Consider the following 16,667-nt stretch of genomic DNA (forward strand, 5'->3'; position numbering starts at 1 on the left):
CCCGAGTGGCCAAAGGGGACGGACTGTAAATCCGTTACTTTATGTTTCGGTGGTTCAAATCCACCCTCCTCCACCAATTAAATTTTACAAAATAATAAGATTAATTACCTATATGCGGGTGTAGCTCAGTGGTAGAGCCCCAGCCTTCCAAGCTGGTTGCGAGGGTTCGATTCCCTTCACCCGCTCCAATTAAGCACCTATAGCTCAGCTGGATAGAGCAACGGACTTCTAATCCGTGTGCCGGAGGTTCGAATCCCCCTAGGTGCGCCAATAATAGTGGGGTGTCGCCAAGTTGGTAAGGCACAAGACTTTGACTCTTGCATTCCACAGGTTCGAGTCCTGTCACCCCAGCCAATATGGTTCATTAGCTCAGATGGTAGAGCACCTGACTTTTAATCAGGGTGTCCCGGGTTCGAGTCCCGGATGAGCCACCAAATGTGGAGAGGTATCGAAGTGGTCATAACGAGGCGGTCTTGAAAACCGTTTGGGGGCAACCCCGCGTGGGTTCGAATCCCACCCTCTCCGCCATTTTAAATTACTTTATTTAGGAGAAATACTCAAGTGGCTGAAGAGGCTCCCCTGCTAAGGGAGTAGATCCTTAACGGGATGCGAGGGTTCAAATCCCTCTTTCTCCGCCAAGAATATATGATTTATTCTTGGGCCTTTAGCTCAGTTGGTTAGAGCGCCCGGCTCATAACCGGTAGGTCCCGGGTTCGAGTCCCTGAAGGCCCACCAATTTATTTCTTGATTTATTCAAGAAATATTTTTTTATAATATTGAAATCATTTCCTAAATAAAGTACGTGCCCAGATAGCTCAGTCGGTAGAGCAAAGGACTGAAAATCCTTGTGTCGCTGGTTCGATTCCGGCTCTGGGCACCAAGGGGATTAGTTCAGTGGTAGAACGTCGGTCTCCAAAACCGGATGTCAGGGGTTCAAGTCCTCTATCCCCTGCCACAACTTAACGGCTTGGTTCTATGTGTTATTAGACATCGAATCAAGCCGTTTTTATGTTTTATATATTTAATCTACGATTATAAAACGTAACAAGAAACATAACAATTTTTTATGAGATTATATATTTTCAGTGTAAGTAAAATTTATAATACGTAAATTATGTATTGTTTTATAAAAAACTATAATGTAAGTTGTAGTCATAAATGATAGGGTATAGAGATTTAGTTTAATTGGTAAAATCTCAGACTCCGAATCTGAATGATGAAGGTTCGATTCCTTCAATCTCTGCCATATAGAAAAAGGTAGCTTATTGCTATCTTTTTTGCATTAAAAAACCTGCTTGATTAAGCAGGTTTGAGTTTTAATTTGTGTTCTTATTAATTTTGTTTTGGGTTTGTCTGACTACTATCACTGTTGTCCTTATCTACTTCTCCTGGTTTTATATTTCCATCCTTATCTATATCATATTCTTCTGAACCTTCAACTGCACCTGCTGGGACTTTTGGAACACTTTTAATATATTCGGGTTCTAACTTTTTTAACCCATCAGGTAATTTACCATCATGATCTTGCCTATAACTTTCCACAGCTGTTTCTAAGACTCTCACATTTGCGTTGTGTGCAGTTATGGCTGCTTTTTCTTTTTGGTTTTTGTAGACAGGGATAGCTATTGCTATAAGGATAGCCAGTATGGCAAGTACTACCAATAATTCAAGTAATGTAAACCCTTTTTTCTTCTTTTTTAACGTTTGTAGTTTCATAATTTCCTCCAGTTATTTATTATTTTACTTACTTTTATTATAATCAAAATTAAGGATTATTCAATACAAATAATTAAATATTTTTAAATCTCTTCAAAAATTAAATTTTTAGCCAAATTCCTATAAAATACAATTAGTGGGCCTGATAAAAATCCTAAAAATATAGTTCCTATTCCGATTTGTTCTCCAAATAACAGACCAACCACGATGCATATTATGTCTAATACGATCCTTGTATACTTGTATGATAAATCTCTTTTAACTATATTGTCCATAACATAGGGCATAGCGTCATAAGCACTGGCACCTAGGTCAGCTTCCAAATAAATTCCAACTCCTATACTCATAACATTTATTCCAATTATCAACAGAATAAAGTTTACCCAAAATTTGTCAGTATCCATAAACTTTAGTAGCATATACGAAAAATCAGCACTGTAACCTACAGTCGCCATATTTATAACTGTTCCAAGTCCGATAGATTTTCTGTGGCCAATAAAAACTATAACGATTAGTATGAAATTGGTCACAGTAATTACAGTTCCAAAATCTTTTTTCAAAAAGTCTGAAAATCCACTATTCATAAAGCTAAGAGGATCTACGCCTAATTTTGATAGTCTGAGTATTCCTATACTAAATCCTATTATTAAGTTTCCTAATATTGCAAACAATATTTGTTTTGTCTTTTTATTCATTAAAAATCTCCGTAAGTGTGTATTTTACTAATTCTTTAATATTATCATAAATAAACTCTTCATTTATGACTAAAGGGTAGTAATTGTTTATTAAATTATAATTGTTGTCCATACTTGTCATTGTGCATTCCACAAAATCATCATCAATGTATCCTTCATGCAAACTCAAACATAAAGTTATAAACATTCCTTGTGATTTGATTTGAGTTGATTCATACATGGCATCAATTTCCATTTTATTATCTGTAATCAAACTAATTTCTAAGTTATTTTTTATTTTCTTAATATCATATAACAAATATCTAACAAAATTTGAGTATACTTCAAACGTATCACAATTTTCTTCGAAGAATTCTCTCATATAATTGTACAGTTTTATCTTAAAACTCATTGATGTTTTGGCAAATTCTATTAATTCATCTGAAATACGATTTGATTTTGAAATCTTTTTGTATAGTTTCACTGATTTTGATTTATCATCTATATTAATATCGAATAATTTTGATGACAAATCTTTTGCTTTAAGGGAAGTGAATTTTGAATTGTAGTAATTTCTAATTAATTTTTGCAAGTAAATGCAATTGTTAATTACATCAAATTCTGTGTATTTTATTAATTTTGTATTGAAAAATTTCACGTCAAATTCACTAAAACTAATAATTTGTTTGTTTTGTAAGATTTTATAAGCTGATTTTATGATTTTTTCTTCAGATTCATTATTGTTTGAGTAGAAATTATAGTATCTATCATTTGTGAATATATTTATAAGATAAATATGGTTTTTGTGAGGATCAATTCCTGTTGTTTCTATATTTATAATAGCCTGATTTTCATTCATTTTATCACCATTTCCATTATACTATTATTTTGGTAAATTTTCTCTACATGTTATAATATTAATATGATTTTAAATAGAAATGAAGGGATATAATGATATATTTAGACAATGCTGCTACTACGAAAGTGTCAGAAAATGCGGTAAAAGAAATGGTTAATGCAATGACTGTTGATTTTGGGAATCCTTCAAGTTTATACGATTTTGGAATGAGAGCGGAAAAGCTTGTTACTGATTCCAGAAATTCAATTGCAAACTTATTAAATGTTAGACCAGAGAATGTGTTCTTTACATCTTGCGGAACTGAAGGTAATAATATTTCTATCAATGGAAGTGTTACTAATGATAAAAAAGAAGAATTTATAACAACAAATATAGAACATTCTTCTGTGTTTAAAACTTATAATAAGTTGAAGGAAAATAGGACTGTTCATTTTGTAAATGTAAGTGATGATTTTAAAGCTGACGATATCATTGATTTGATAAATGAAAAAACACGTTTAGTTTCAGTTATGCATGTTAATAATGAAACTGGAAAAATTCTTCCAATTACAGAATTGGGCAAAAAAATTAAAGAAAAAAATCCGAATACTTTGTTTCATGTAGATGGGATTCAAGGTTTTGGCAAGATTAAATTAGATATTAATGAAGCGAAGATTGATTTTTACACAATTAGTGGTCACAAAATCCACGCTCCTAAGGGAATTGGTGCGATTTTCATAAGAAATCCTGAAAGAGTGAAGCCTCTTATAATAGGAGGTTCACAAGAATCGGGAATTTCACCTGGAACCGAAAATGTAGCGGGGATTGTGGCTTTAAAATGCGCTAGTGAAGAAGTTTTTTCTAAAATTGATGAAACTTACGACAGATTATACAAGATGAAGTCATATTTGATGAATGAATTATCAAAAATTGACGGTGTGTATTTTAATTCTAAGCTAGAAGGATATAGTCCATACATTACGAATGTGTGCTTTAATTACATTAAGAGTGAAGTATTGCTACACTATTTGGAACAAGATGAAATATACATTTCTACTGGGAGTGCATGCAATGGTTCCAAAAAATCGAGAATTATCCAAAGCATCAACACACCTGATGAGTTTTCAGATGGATGTATAAGAATTTCATTTACAGATGATACGTCTGAGGATGTTTTGGATGTGTTTGTAGAGAAACTAAAGCTTAGATTAGAAGATATTAGAGATATTATGAGGAGATAAATGTTAGATTGGTATATTTCGGTTAGTTTTGGAGAACTAACCTTAAAAGGAAAAAACAGACACACTTTTGAGAAGCGTGCAATAAGTAAGATTTTGGATGCGATTTCTGATTATAAAATTGAAGAATACTATCAAGAACAAGGTAAGTTGTACATCAAGGCTGATGTCAATGATTTTGATGAAATTATAGTTAGAATTAAAAAAGTTTTCGGGATTGTGTACATTAGTCCTTGCATAAAATGTGAAAAAACGGTTGAAAGTATGCAAGATGGGGTATTAAAGATAATAGAAGGTAAAATTATCGAAGATAAACTTCAAACCTTCAAAGTTGATGTTCATAGAGTTGACAAAAACTTTGAACCAAAATCTCCAGAATTAAATCCACTTTTAGGTGGTACTATATTAAAAAAATATGGAAATTATGTTAAGGTTGATATCAAAAATCCTGACTTTTTTGTTTATGTAGATATTAAGGATAATTGTTATGTTTACACGGATAGAATAAAAGGTTGGGGTGGTCTTCCAATTGGTAGTTCTGGAAGAGGTTTGTTGTTATTATCTGGTGGTATAGATAGCCCTGTGGCTGCTTTTCTTATGGCAAAAAGGGGAGTTCGTGTGGATTGTTTGCACTTCCACAGCTACCCATTCACAAGTCAAAGAGGTTTTGAAAAGGTTAAGCAATTAGCAGAGGAAGTTTCGTATTATACTGGTAATATTAACTTTTATTCTGTGAACTTGCTTCCAGTGTACAAAGCTATCACCAAAAACTGCAAGGAAAGAATGATGACTATCATTTCTAGAAGATTTATGATGAGGATTGCAGAAAGAATAGCAAATGAAAATAAAATTGACGCTTTGATTACAGGAGAAAGCTTAGGTCAAGTTGCAAGTCAAACTATTCAAGGGGTCTCAGTAATTAATGAAGTAACAAGTCTTCCTATTTTAAGACCTTTAATTGCAAGTGACAAAACAGAAATCATAGAAATTGCAAGGGAAATAGGAACGTATGAAACATCGATTTTGCCTTTTGAAGATTGTTGCACGGTGTTTACACCAAAAAGACCAGTCACTAAACCAAGAATTTACGATGTCAAAAGAGAAGAAGAAAACTTAGACATTGAAGGCTTGGTTCAAGAATGTATAGATAATATGGAATTAATTAAGATTAGACAATAGGAGGAAGTATGAAAAAAGCAGGAGTTATTATAGGTATTATTGTTGTGTTAGCATTATTACTAGTGCCACAATACAACGGTTTGGTTCAATCAAAGGAAGATGTGAATGAGGCTTATGCACAAGTTCAAAACGTTGTTCAAAGAAGGGCGGATTTGATTCCAAACTTAGTTAACACAGCAAAAGGATTTGCAAAGCATGAAGAAGATGTATTCATCAAAGTTTCTGAAGCTAGAGCTGGTGTAAAAAATGCCAAAGATCCAGAAGAATTAGCAAAAGCAAATGATGAATTGACAAGTGCATTAAATGGTATGAATGTTGTTGTAGAAAGATATCCTGAACTAAAATCAGATACCCACTTTACACAACTTATGGATGAATTAGCAGGTTCAGAAAACAGAATCGCTACAGAAAGAAAGAATTACAACACAGTTGTAAAATCATACAATCAAAAAGTTAAGAGATTCCCAACAGTAATATTTGCTAGATTAATGGGATTCAGCTCTGAAAAATACTTTGAAGCAGATGCTTCAGCACAAAAAGCACCACAAGTTAACTTTGAATAGGACAAATAAATAATGAGAAAGCAATATAGATTGATATTCTCATTTGTTTTAGCTTTTTTATTAATTTTTAATGTAAATGCTTTTGCCCAAGATTTGCCGAAATCACCGGATACTTTTTATCTTGATGAGATGGGTGTGATTAGCCAGGAAGTTAAAGATAAAATAGTTAAGACGAATGTAGAACTTGAGCAAAAAACAGGTTCACAAGTACTTGTTGTAACCATAAAAGATTTAAAAGGAAGAGATCCGTTTGATTATGGCGTTGATTTGTTTAACAAATGGAAAATCGGAGATTCCACTAAGAAAAACGGGGTTCTGATTTTATTGTCACAAGATTTAAATGAACCTAAGGGTCGTAATCGTCATATCAATATCATTACAGGTTATGGAATAGAAGGAAGACTTAACGATGGTAAAGTCGGAAGAATAATTGATGAATATATGCTAGATGATTTAAAAGACGGAAATTATTCTAACGCTTTACAAGAAGGATTCAATGCAGTTATCAGTGAAGTTGCTGCTGAGTATGATGTTGAATTAACTGGAGATTTTGATAAATATCAAGAAAATTTAAACAGAAGTTCAGACCAGCAACTTACAAACACTATTGCTAGAATTATAATATTTCTGATTATTCTGTACATTATATCAAGAAGTAATCGTAGAAATAATAGATACAGAGGCAGAAGACGTGGTGGTACAATATTCTTCCCTGGATTTGGAGGAGGATTCGATGACGATGACTTCGGCGGATTCGGCGGAGGTTTTGGCGGCGGATCTTCTGGAGGATTCGGTGGATTCTCTGGAGGAGGAGGCTCATCCGGAGGCGGAGGAGCTGGAAGAAGCTTTTAATTAAATTTATCAAATACTCTCAATTAATTTTGAGAGTATTTTTTTGCGAAAACTTAGTAAAATATTTTTAACTTTTTGTTTAGTTTTATACGCTTTTATGTTATAATACTTTTGGTTTAATATTTTAAGTAAGGAGATAGTAATGGAAATAGGAGAAAAAATAAGATCATTGAGGTTAAAACTTGGTTTGACCCAAGAAGAATTGGCAGAAAGGTCTGATTTGACAAAAGGTTTCATATCACAATTAGAGAGAGATTTGACAAGTCCTTCTGTAGATTCACTTAATGACTTATTAAATGCATTGGGAACTGATATGGCAACTTTTTTTATGGATAAGCCTACGGTAAAAGAGATTTTCACGAAAGACGATTATCAGTCAAGTGAAGATTTGAGCATGAATTCTACTATTACATGGCTTGTTCCAAAATCTCAGGTTAACACTATGGAGCCTGTGATAATTACACTTGATCATAATGGAGAAACAAAAGAATATACTCCATTTGAGGGCGAAGAGTTTGGATATGTGATTGAAGGTAGCTGTAACATTTATCTAGACAACGAAAAATTTAAGCTAAATAAGGGTGATTGTTTTTATACTAAGTGCAATAAAACTAGAATGTTAGAAAATAATGGCACAAAAATCTGCAAGGTGATATGGATTATGTCACCACCAAATTTTTAGGGGGAATGTTTAATGGATAATATCATTGAATTAATCGGTATTAATAAATCTTTTGAAGATGAACATATTTTAAAAGATTTGAATCTTTACATTAGAAATAAAGAATTTTTGACATTATTGGGACCGTCAGGTTGTGGAAAGACTACGACTTTGCGATTAATTGCTGGATTTGAAACTCCAGATACTGGAAAGATTATTTTTGAAGGGAAAGACATCAGTCATATTGCACCTTATAAGAGAAATGTGAACACGGTTTTTCAAAAATACGCTCTATTTCCTAATATGAATGTTTTCGAAAACATCGCTTTTGGTTTGCGAATCAAAAAAATGAACGAAAAATTAATAAGAGAAAAAGTAACAGAAGTTTTGAAACTTGTTAATTTGTCTGGCTTTGAAAAAAGAAAGATAAATAATTTGAGTGGTGGCCAACAACAAAGAATTGCTATAGCAAGAGCTTTGGTTAATGAGCCAAGTGTTTTGTTGTTAGATGAACCATTGGGTGCATTGGATTTGAAGTTGAGAAAAGGAATGCAAAACGAACTCAAAAATATTCAAGAGAGAATAGGAATTACATTTGTTTATGTAACACACGATCAAGAAGAAGCTTTAACTATGAGCGACACTATTGTTGTTATGGATAATGGTGTAATTCAACAAATAGGAACACCAGAAGATATCTACAATGAACCTAAGAATGAGTTTGTAGCTAAATTTATTGGCGAAAGTAACATAATTGACGGGGTATTTTTAGAAGATTGCATGGTAGAATTCTCCAATCATAAATGGAAGTGTGTGGATAAAGGATTTGCGAAAAACGAAAATGTACAAGTAGTTATTAGACCTGAAGATGTGGAGATAGTTGCTCCAGATAAAGGACAAATTAAAGGGACAGTTATTAGCGACAGGTTCAAAGGAATTCACTACGAAATGTTTGTGGATACTGGAGATTTCAAATACAAGGCACAATCAACTATCAACAAACCTCAAGGAAGTATTGTAGGCATTAACATTGATCCAGATAATATTCATATTATGAAGAGGTGCGACAATGAAGCTTAAGAAATTATCCATTCCTTATGCTATTTGGATATTATTTTTCATTGTATTTCCCTTGTTTCTTATAGTTTATTATTCAGTTACAACTGGATCATTGAGAGATTTTTCCAATCCACAATTTTCGCTGGAATACTTTCATAGATTTTTTACATCAAAATATGTAAAAGTGCTTTTGAATTCAATAAGATTGGCTTTTATTAGTACAGTGATTTGTTTGTTGATAGGATATCCAACAGCTTATTTTATCAGTAAAGTAGACAAAAAGTACAAGGCTGTGTTGATGCTTATGATAGTTATTCCAATGTGGATGAACTTTTTGTTGAGAACTTATGCGTGGATTATTTTAACTGGCAAAAATGGAATAATCAACAGCGTGTTGATACATTTTGGTTTTTCTCCAATAAAAATGCTTTACACTGAAGGAGCTATTTTAATGGGGATGGTTTACAATTTCTTACCTTTTATGATACTTCCTATTTTCTCAATACTAGACAAATCAGATTATTCACTAGTAGAAGCTAGTTACGATTTGGGAGCATCAAAGTTGCAAACTTTTTTGAGAGTAGTGTTTCCGATGAGTTTGCCTGGAGTTATTACAGGAATTACTATGGTGTTTATTCCTGCGATATCTACATTTGAAATATCTGCATTGCTTGGTGGTAACAAATACAATTTGATTGGTAATATAATTGAGCATCAATTTAGAATAGCAGGAAACTGGCATTATGGTAGTGCGATTTCTGTTGTTTTGATAGTTATGATTTTAATTTCATTAGCTTTTACAAATGAGAAAGGAGAATAAAATGAAAGAATTTTTTAAGAAATTTTATTTGGCATTGGTATTTTTATTTCTTTACGGACCAATTGCTGTATTAATGGTATTTTCATTTAACGATTCTCGTTTGAAAGGAAGCTGGGTAGGATTTACATTCAAATGGTACAAGGAATTATTGCATAATGAAGAAATCTTGTCTTCATTTAAAACCACAATATTAATTGCGATATTAGCCACAATAATTGCAACAATTTTAGGGACAATAGCAGCGATAGGAATTTATTATTTGAGAGGTTACAAGAAAACTTTGCTTTTAAATATGAATTATCTACCTGTTTTAAATCCAGATATAGTGACAGCAGTAAGTTTGATGGTAATATTTAACTTGATGAATTTTCCATTCGGATTTTTCACGATGTTATTGTCACACATCACATTTACAACTCCTTATGTAATACTAGCGGTGTTGCCAAAATTATCGCAAATGAATAAGTTCTTGCCAGAGGCTGCGATGGATATGGGAGCGACTCCTTTTTACACTTTAAGAAAAGTTGTGTTGCCAGAAATAAAAACGGGAGTATTTTCAGGAAGTTTATTAGCATTTACACTTAGTATTGATGATTTTGTAATAAGTTTCTTTACAACAGGTCACGGCGTGTCAAACTTATCCGTTACTGTGTATTCTATGGCAAAGAAAGGTGTAAATCCAGCAATTAATGCGTTGAGTACTATTATGTTTTTAGTAATGGTAATTCTATTGTTGATTCTTCACAAGAGAACAAATCTATTGGAGGAATTGTAAGATGAAAAAAATTTTATTATTCTTATTAACTATATTGGTTCTAACTTCTTGCTCTAAAGATGATTCAAATGTTTTGTATGTCTACAATTGGGGAGAATACATCGAACCAGCTTTGATAGAAAAGTTTGAAAAAGAAACGGGAATTAAAGTAATATATGATACTTTTGAGCAAAATGAAGATATGTATATGAAAGTAAAAGAAGGAGGGAATAATTACGACGTTGTGGTTCCTTCTGATTACATGGCTGAGAAAATGATAAAGCAAGGAATGCTTGAAAAAATTGATTACAGCAAAATTCCAAACTTCAAATACATCGATGAGAAATTTAGAAATTTGGATTATGATCCAAAAAACGAATATACAGTTCCTTATATGTGGGGAACTGTGGGAATTCTTTACAATAAAAATAAAGTAAAAGAAAAAGTCGATAGCTGGAATATTTTATGGGATGAAAAATACAAGGACAATATCATAATGATGAACTCCACAAGAGACACTCTAGGAGTTGCTTTAAAAAGGTTAGGGTATTCAATGAATTCTAGAAATGAAGCTGAGTTAGAAAAAGCAAAAGAGTCATTGATAAAACAAAAAGATATTGTACTTGCTTATCTTGTAGATGAAACGAAAAATCAAATGGTAAATGAAGAAGCGGATATTGCTGTGATGTATTCCGGAGATGCGATTGTCGCAAAGAGTGAGAACGAAAACTTGGAATATGTAATTCCAAAGGAAGGCTCAAATTTATGGTTTGATACATTAGCTATTTTGAAAAATGCAAAACACAAAGAAAATGCCGAAAAATTTATAAATTTTTTGACAGATCCTGAGAATGCAAAAGTTAATGCAGAATACATTGGTTATTCTCTTCCATCAACAGAAGCAAAAAAACTTTTGGACAAGGAAATCCAGGAAGATGATACAGCTTATCCTGATTTATCAAAGCATAAAAATATGGAAATATTTAAAGACCCATCAGATTTTGTAGAAAAATACGATGATATATGGGCTGATATAAAAGCAAATTAACCTAGAAAGTGCAAGAGATTTACTTTTGCACTTTTTTCATTTGAGATTGAATAATAAACGGATTTTTCATATAATATGAGTAGTTAAGAAATTGGAGGAAATATGTTTATAGAAATATTAAAAGTTATTCTTTTAGGAATTATTGAAGGAATAACAGAATGGTTGCCAGTTAGTTCAACTGGTCATATTTTATTATTGGACGAATTTATCAAATTGAACATGTCAGATGCTTTCAAATCAATGTTTACCGTTGTAATTCAATTGGGGGCAATCTTGGCAGTTGTAGTAATTTACTGGAACAAAGTGTGGCCATTTAAGAAAGGTCAAACTCATTTGATATCAATTAGTAAAAGCAAAATGATAATGTGGGCAAAAATAATTGTTGCGTGCATTCCAGCGGCTATTATTGGTATAAAATTTGATGATTTTATCGAAGAACACTTTTATAATTATTTCGTAATTTCATTAGCACTGATAATTTTCGGTATTCTTTTTATTATAATTGAAAACAAAAACAAAGAATCACACAAAAAATTAGTCGATAGCATCGACAAAATAACTTACAAACAAGCTTTTATTGTAGGCTTATTTCAAGTAATTGCAGCGGTGTTCCCAGGAACTTCACGTTCAGGAGCTACAATTCTAGGTGGTATTGCTATAGGATTATCCAGAACAATTGCAGCTGAATTTACATTTTTCTTGGCAATTCCAACAATGTTTGGAGCAAGTTTACTAAAACTTGTGAAATTTGGATTTAGTTTTACAGCAATGGAAGCATTCGTGTTATTATTGGGAACTGCAGTAAGTTTTATTGTATCTGTAATTACAATTAAATTCTTAATGAATTACATCAAAAACAATGATTTCAAAGTGTTCGGTTATTACAGAATAGCTCTTGGTGTATTGGTTCTAATTTATTTCGGACTAATCAGATAGTTGTGATATAATAATGAGGAGGAATAGTTGCAATTATTCCTAAATGAACATTAGAAAACATAGACGAATATATATTTGAAAAAATAAGTTGTAGCGACTTATTTTTTTATTGATACATAAGGAGTTATGATGAATTTAGATAATTTAAATGACAGACAAAGAGAAGCAGTCGAAAATACAGATGGTCCTATGTTGATATTGGCAGGAGCAGGAAGTGGTAAAACAAAAGTTTTGACTACGAAAATTGCATATTGTTTGGAGAAAGAATTGTGTTCAAAATACGAAATTTTGGCAATTACCTTCACAAACAAAGCTGCCAAAGAAATGAAAGAAAGAGTTGAAAACATCTTACAAGAAGACGTAGACAGCATGTGGATAGGAACTTTTCATTCCATTTGTTCTAGAATACTGAGAGTAGAAATAGAAAGAATTGGCTTCGAAAGAAACTTTACAGTTTATGACAGAGCAGATCAAATATCTCTTGTAAAAGAATGTTTAAAGGATATGGGAGTAGATCCTAAAAATGTCGAAATCAAAAACGAAATCAATACAATTTCTAGATTAAAAAACGCAGGTGCTACAGAAAAAAATATCGACAAAGAAGATTTTGATATAAATTTAAGCACTTTTACTATGGAATTATTCCAAAAATACGAACACAAATTAAAAAGATACAATTCATTGGATTTTGATGATTTGATTGTTAAGACTAATTTGTTGTTCGAAGAAAATCCCGACTTGAGAGAAAAATATTCTGAAAGATTTAAGTACGTGTTTGTAGATGAATACCAAGATACAAACGATACTCAGTACAAGCTTATCAAAAATTTGGTTTCTAAAAACGATAATATTTGCTGTGTAGGAGATTCTGACCAATCAATTTACGGTTGGAGAGGAGCAAACATACAAAACATTCAAAACTTTGAAAAAGATTTTAAGAATGCAAAAGTTATTTTATTGGAACAAAATTATCGTTCAACACAACCTATCTTGGATTTGGCAAACACTGTGATTAAAAACAATTCACTTAGAAAAGATAAAAATTTGTGGACTGCAAAAAATGAAGGGGATATGCCTATATATAGGAGAATGTATTCTGATTTAGATGAGGCAGACCAAGTAGTTCAATGGATTGAGCAAGAAAGATATCGACAAAATCCATACGAAGAAATGGCGATTTTGTACAGAACTAATGCACAATCAAGACTCTTCGAAGAAAAATTGAATAGACTAGGAATTCCTAATAGAGTTGTAGGTGGATTGAAATTCTACGATAGAAAAGAAATCAAAGATTGTGTTAGTTATCTTAGAATTGTTGAAAATTTGAATGATAATATGGCATTAAATAGAATTATCAATGAGCCGAAAAGAGGAATTGGCAAAACAACTATGGATAAGTTGTTGCAATATTCGCAAAACAGAGGAATTAGCATGATGGAATACATCAAAAACACTGATCTTCCTGATTTTTCAAATGCTACATCAAAAAAACTTCAAGAGTTTTATTATTTAATCAAAAGCTTTCCGAAAGACGATTTGAATGTTGCAGAACTTATGGAATATATTTTGGATAAAACAGGATACAGAGCGAATCTAGAAAAATCAACTAATAGAGATGATAAGACAAGGTTGGAAAATATTGACGAATACATTTCGTCTTTATATCAATTTGTTCAAGATAATCCTGATAAAAACTTGAGAGAATATTTGGAAACATCTTCTTTGATGACTGATTTGGATAAAACAGATGACAATACTAAAGGTGTATCAATGATGACAATCCACGCGGCAAAAGGATTGGAGTTTGATGTTGTATTTTTCACTGGGCTAGAAGAAGGTACTATTCCATCAAGAGTAGATGAAGATGTAGAAGAAGAGAGAAGATTGTGCTACGTGGCAATCACAAGGGCAAGGAAAAAATTGTACATTACAAGTGTACAATCGAGAAGAAGATTTAATGAATTTCAAACAAAAGCTGAATCGAGGTTTATAGAGGAAATGGAAAACAAATACAAAGACGAATCTCCTAATAAAGAGGTTAGTTTTAGAGAATCGTTCAACACAAAAGTAGTTGACGATTACAGGACAGAAGCATCAGCTTCAATCACTAAAAAACAAAATAATGTTACTAAAAACAATGAAAAGTACAGAGCTGGAGATAAGGTTTCACACAAGAAGTTCGGAACTGGTGTAATCGTTGGAATTGTAGAAAAAGACAATGGAGATGAGTTGACGATTAATTTCGATAAAAAAGGATTGAAGAAGCTAAATTCATCACTAGCACCACTAACAAGGGTTGAATAATGGAAAAGGAAGACAGAATAAAATATTTAGTAGACATACTAAATAAATACGCTTTTCATTATTATACTTTGGACGATCCTTTGATTGAGGACTCAGAGTACGATGTTTTGTATGATGAGCTTGTAAATCTTGAAAAAGAGACGGGAATTATTCTACCAAATTCTCCTACAAATAGAATTGGTGGAGAAGTTTTATCGGGATTTGAAAAGCATGTGCACTTGAATACTTTGTACAGTTTAGGAAAAGCGCAAAGCAAAGAAGAAGTTAGAAATTGGGTCAATAAAACCATTGAGTTTGTAGAAAATTACAATAAAAATCACGTAAATAAATTACCTGAAGTTGAATTTTATGTAGAATTTAAGTTTGATGGGTTGACAGTAAATTTGACTTATGACGGTGGATATTTGGTAATGGCTACTACAAGAGGTAACGGCACTATCGGAGAAGTTATTACAAGCCAAGTAAGAACTATCAATTCAATTCCATTGAAAATAAAAGACACACGATTGATGGAAATTCAAGGCGAAGGAGTAATGCCACTTTCATCATTAGAAAAATACAACCAAACTCATGAACCAAAACTCAAAAATGCTAGAAATGCAGCAGCAGGAGCTCTTAGAAACTTAGATCCAGCGGTAACAAGAGAAAGAAACTTGGATGCTTATTTCTACAATGTAAATTATTTGGAAGAAAACGGGCTTGAAACTCAAGAACAAATGATGAAATTTTTGAAAGATAATTATTTCAAATTGTATCCATACGAAAAACGCGCTACGTCATTCGAAGAAATTTCAGGATTTATTGATGAGATTTTTGAATTAAGAAATGAAATTGACGTGTTGACTGACGGTGTGGTAATTAAAGTAAATGATTTTAAAACTAGAGAAAAATTAGGTTACACCAATAAATTTCCAAGATGGGCAATAGCTTACAAATTTGAACCTGAAAGATTCACAACAATTGTCAAAGAAGTGGAATGGAATGTTGGGAGAACTGGAAAAGTAACTCCGACGGCTTTGTTGGAACCTGTAGAAATTGGGAATGTAACTGTAAAAAGAGCTACACTTAATAATATTGACGATATTGAAAGAAAACAAGTAAGATTGAATTCAGAAGTTTTCATTAGAAGATCAAACGATGTAATTCCAGAAATAATGGGAGTCGTAAATCCTGAGCAAGAAGATACCAAAGAAATTGAAATCCCGCATTACTGTCCATATTGTCACAGTGAATTATTTAGAGATGGAGTTCATATTTTCTGTCCAAACTCAATGAGTTGTACTCCACAATTAGTTAAGAGAATGGTTCATTTTGCAAGTAGAAATGCAATGAACATCGATGGATTAAGCGAAAAAACTTTGGAAGTTTTGCTTGAAAAATTAAACATCACATCAATTGAAGAAATTTACGATGTAAAAAAAGAGCAGTTGTTGCGATTAGAAGGATTTAAAGAAAAGAAGAGCCAAAATCTTATCAATGCAATTGAAAAAAGTAAAAATGTTGATTTGGCTAATTTCATCTTTGCATTGGGAATTCCTGAAATTGGTGAGAAGACAAGCTTTGAATTGGCACAAAAATATAAAAGCTTTGATAATTTGAGAGAAGCGAAGTTTAAAGAATTAATTCAAATCGAAGATATTGGAAATGTAATTGCAGAAGAAATCGTAGAATTTTTCCATGACGAAACTATTTCTCATTCTATTGATTCACTTATATCAAAAGGAATTAAAATTAAAAACCCTGAAAGTATTGAAAAGAAATTGGATAATTTAACTTTTGTATTGACAGGAAGTTTGGTGAATTATTCTAGAAAAGAACTTACAGATAAGTTATCAAATTTGGGGGCAAAAGTTTCATCTTCTGTATCCAAAAATACTGATTATGTGGTGTATGGAGAAAAAGCTGGATCCAAACTTACAAAAGCGAAGGATTTGGGTGTAAAATTAATGACAGAAGATGAATTGAATTCATTCTTAGACAACTTATAAATTTAATTTATTTATGATAAAATTTAATCATGAATTA

Annotated in this window: 15 protein-coding genes and 10 tRNA genes; 22 read left to right on the top strand and 3 right to left on the bottom strand. The window is 32.1% G+C overall.

The annotated features are described in order from the left end of the window. The first annotated feature begins 114 nt into the window (after positions 1-114). The 10 genes from GKG00_RS07320 to GKG00_RS07365 all read left to right on the top strand — a co-directional run bounded on the left by GKG00_RS07320 (position 115) and on the right by GKG00_RS07365 (position 1,246). A tRNA-Gly gene (locus GKG00_RS07320) sits at positions 115-188 on the top strand. A 5-nt stretch (positions 189-193) separates the two neighbouring features. After that, positions 194-270, top strand: a tRNA-Arg gene (locus GKG00_RS07325). Between the two features lie 7 nt (positions 271-277). After that, positions 278-354, top strand: a tRNA-Gln gene (locus GKG00_RS07330). A gap of 4 nt (positions 355-358) precedes the next feature. Beyond that, a tRNA-Lys gene (locus GKG00_RS07335) sits at positions 359-434 on the top strand. A 5-nt stretch (positions 435-439) separates the two neighbouring features. Further along, a tRNA-Ser gene (locus GKG00_RS07340) sits at positions 440-528 on the top strand. Positions 529-547: 19 nt separating this feature from the next. Beyond that, a tRNA-Ser gene (locus GKG00_RS07345) sits at positions 548-638 on the top strand. 20 nt (positions 639-658) lie between these two features. Next, positions 659-735 (top strand) — tRNA-Ile (locus GKG00_RS07350). A gap of 69 nt (positions 736-804) precedes the next feature. Continuing rightward, positions 805-880 (top strand) — tRNA-Phe (locus tag GKG00_RS07355). Continuing rightward, positions 881-955: transfer RNA gene (locus GKG00_RS07360), tRNA-Trp, on the top strand. 215 nt (positions 956-1,170) lie between these two features. After that, positions 1,171-1,246: transfer RNA gene (locus tag GKG00_RS07365), tRNA-Arg, on the top strand. An 86-nt stretch (positions 1,247-1,332) separates the two neighbouring features. Here GKG00_RS07365 and GKG00_RS07370 read toward each other — a convergent pair. The 3 genes from GKG00_RS07370 to GKG00_RS07380 form a co-directional block, all read right to left on the bottom strand. Next, positions 1,333-1,716 (bottom strand): prepilin-type N-terminal cleavage/methylation domain-containing protein, encoded by a 384-nt coding sequence (locus tag GKG00_RS07370; RefSeq protein WP_154254909.1) that lies wholly within the window; start codon positions 1,714-1,716, stop codon positions 1,333-1,335. Positions 1,717-1,799: 83 nt separating this feature from the next. Then, positions 1,800-2,411, bottom strand: coding sequence for a hypothetical protein (locus tag GKG00_RS07375; protein WP_154254910.1), 612 nt, complete (start codon positions 2,409-2,411; stop codon positions 1,800-1,802). Next, positions 2,404-3,249 carry a ribonuclease H-like domain-containing protein gene (locus GKG00_RS07380; protein WP_154254911.1) on the bottom strand — a complete coding sequence of 282 codons (846 nt, stop codon included), beginning with the start codon at positions 3,247-3,249 and terminating at the stop codon, positions 2,404-2,406. The genes GKG00_RS07375 and GKG00_RS07380 overlap by 8 nt, the downstream gene beginning before the upstream one ends. 92 nt (positions 3,250-3,341) lie before the next feature. On the opposite strand from GKG00_RS07380, the gene GKG00_RS07385 reads away from it, so the two are divergent. The 12 genes from GKG00_RS07385 (at position 3,342) to ligA (ending at position 16,630) form a co-directional block, all read left to right on the top strand. After that, positions 3,342-4,469, top strand: a complete 1,128-nt coding sequence (locus GKG00_RS07385; RefSeq protein WP_154254912.1) for a cysteine desulfurase family protein — start codon at positions 3,342-3,344, stop codon at positions 4,467-4,469. Next, entirely contained in the window at positions 4,470-5,645 is a 1,176-nt protein-coding gene (gene thiI, locus GKG00_RS07390) for a tRNA uracil 4-sulfurtransferase ThiI (RefSeq protein WP_094223344.1), read from the top strand. Between the two features lie 8 nt (positions 5,646-5,653). Then, a complete protein-coding gene (locus GKG00_RS07395; RefSeq protein WP_094205491.1) occupies positions 5,654-6,208 on the top strand; it encodes a LemA family protein in 555 nt (184 codons plus the stop codon). Between the two features lie 12 nt (positions 6,209-6,220). After that, the gene (locus tag GKG00_RS07400; protein WP_154254913.1) at positions 6,221-7,060 is read left to right on the top strand and encodes a TPM domain-containing protein; all 840 of its coding nucleotides are present in this window, start codon (positions 6,221-6,223) and stop codon (positions 7,058-7,060) included. Positions 7,061-7,202: 142 nt separating this feature from the next. Next, complete coding sequence (locus tag GKG00_RS07405) at positions 7,203-7,742, top strand: XRE family transcriptional regulator (RefSeq protein WP_094206981.1); 540 nt, start codon at positions 7,203-7,205, stop codon at positions 7,740-7,742. Between the two features lie 12 nt (positions 7,743-7,754). Next, positions 7,755-8,801 (top strand): spermidine/putrescine ABC transporter ATP-binding protein, encoded by a 1,047-nt coding sequence (gene potA, locus GKG00_RS07410; protein WP_154254914.1) that lies wholly within the window; start codon positions 7,755-7,757, stop codon positions 8,799-8,801. Next, a complete protein-coding gene (locus tag GKG00_RS07415) occupies positions 8,791-9,600 on the top strand; it encodes an ABC transporter permease (RefSeq protein WP_094205495.1) in 810 nt (269 codons plus the stop codon). Before potA ends, GKG00_RS07415 begins: the two co-directional genes overlap by 11 nt. A 1-nt stretch (position 9,601) precedes the next feature. After that, a complete protein-coding gene (locus tag GKG00_RS07420) occupies positions 9,602-10,375 on the top strand; it encodes an ABC transporter permease (protein WP_035109446.1) in 774 nt (257 codons plus the stop codon). A gap of 1 nt (position 10,376) precedes the next feature. Continuing rightward, on the top strand, positions 10,377-11,402 hold the full coding sequence (locus tag GKG00_RS07425) for a spermidine/putrescine ABC transporter substrate-binding protein (protein WP_154254915.1): 1,026 nt from the start codon (positions 10,377-10,379) through the stop codon (positions 11,400-11,402). A gap of 102 nt (positions 11,403-11,504) precedes the next feature. Next, positions 11,505-12,338, top strand: a complete 834-nt coding sequence (locus GKG00_RS07430; RefSeq protein ID WP_110058493.1) for an undecaprenyl-diphosphate phosphatase — start codon at positions 11,505-11,507, stop codon at positions 12,336-12,338. A gap of 129 nt (positions 12,339-12,467) precedes the next feature. Next, entirely contained in the window at positions 12,468-14,642 is a 2,175-nt protein-coding gene (locus tag GKG00_RS07435) for a UvrD-helicase domain-containing protein (protein ID WP_154254916.1), read from the top strand. Next, positions 14,642-16,630, top strand: coding sequence for an NAD-dependent DNA ligase LigA (gene ligA / locus GKG00_RS07440; RefSeq protein ID WP_154254917.1), 1,989 nt, complete (start codon positions 14,642-14,644; stop codon positions 16,628-16,630). The genes GKG00_RS07435 and ligA overlap by 1 nt, the downstream gene beginning before the upstream one ends. Positions 16,631-16,667: the final 37 nt, after the last annotated feature.

The organism is Finegoldia sp. BIOML-A1 (assembly GCF_009678325.1).
Classification (GTDB): domain Bacteria; phylum Bacillota; class Clostridia; order Tissierellales; family Peptoniphilaceae; genus Finegoldia; species Finegoldia magna.

Bases quoted from the DNA above. Each gene is read 5' to 3' on its own strand.
- GKG00_RS07405 (WP_094206981.1), top strand. From the start codon at position 7,203: ATGGAAATAGGAGAAAAAATAAGATCATTGAGGTTAAAACTTGGTTTG.
- thiI (WP_094223344.1), top strand. From the start codon at position 4,470: ATGTTAGATTGGTATATTTCGGTTAGTTTTGGAGAACTAACCTTAAAA.
- GKG00_RS07400 (WP_154254913.1), top strand. From the start codon at position 6,221: ATGAGAAAGCAATATAGATTGATATTCTCATTTGTTTTAGCTTTTTTA.
- GKG00_RS07415 (WP_094205495.1), top strand. From the start codon at position 8,791: ATGAAGCTTAAGAAATTATCCATTCCTTATGCTATTTGGATATTATTT.
- GKG00_RS07425 (WP_154254915.1), top strand. From the start codon at position 10,377: ATGAAAAAAATTTTATTATTCTTATTAACTATATTGGTTCTAACTTCT.
- GKG00_RS07375 (WP_154254910.1), bottom strand. From the start codon at position 2,411: ATGAATAAAAAGACAAAACAAATATTGTTTGCAATATTAGGAAACTTA.
- GKG00_RS07385 (WP_154254912.1), top strand. From the start codon at position 3,342: ATGATATATTTAGACAATGCTGCTACTACGAAAGTGTCAGAAAATGCG.
- ligA (WP_154254917.1), top strand. From the start codon at position 14,642: ATGGAAAAGGAAGACAGAATAAAATATTTAGTAGACATACTAAATAAA.
- potA (WP_154254914.1), top strand. From the start codon at position 7,755: ATGGATAATATCATTGAATTAATCGGTATTAATAAATCTTTTGAAGAT.
- GKG00_RS07395 (WP_094205491.1), top strand. From the start codon at position 5,654: ATGAAAAAAGCAGGAGTTATTATAGGTATTATTGTTGTGTTAGCATTA.
- GKG00_RS07435 (WP_154254916.1), top strand. From the start codon at position 12,468: ATGAATTTAGATAATTTAAATGACAGACAAAGAGAAGCAGTCGAAAAT.
- GKG00_RS07380 (WP_154254911.1), bottom strand. From the start codon at position 3,249: ATGAATGAAAATCAGGCTATTATAAATATAGAAACAACAGGAATTGAT.
- GKG00_RS07420 (WP_035109446.1), top strand. From the start codon at position 9,602: ATGAAAGAATTTTTTAAGAAATTTTATTTGGCATTGGTATTTTTATTT.
- GKG00_RS07370 (WP_154254909.1), bottom strand. From the start codon at position 1,716: ATGAAACTACAAACGTTAAAAAAGAAGAAAAAAGGGTTTACATTACTT.
- GKG00_RS07430 (WP_110058493.1), top strand. From the start codon at position 11,505: ATGTTTATAGAAATATTAAAAGTTATTCTTTTAGGAATTATTGAAGGA.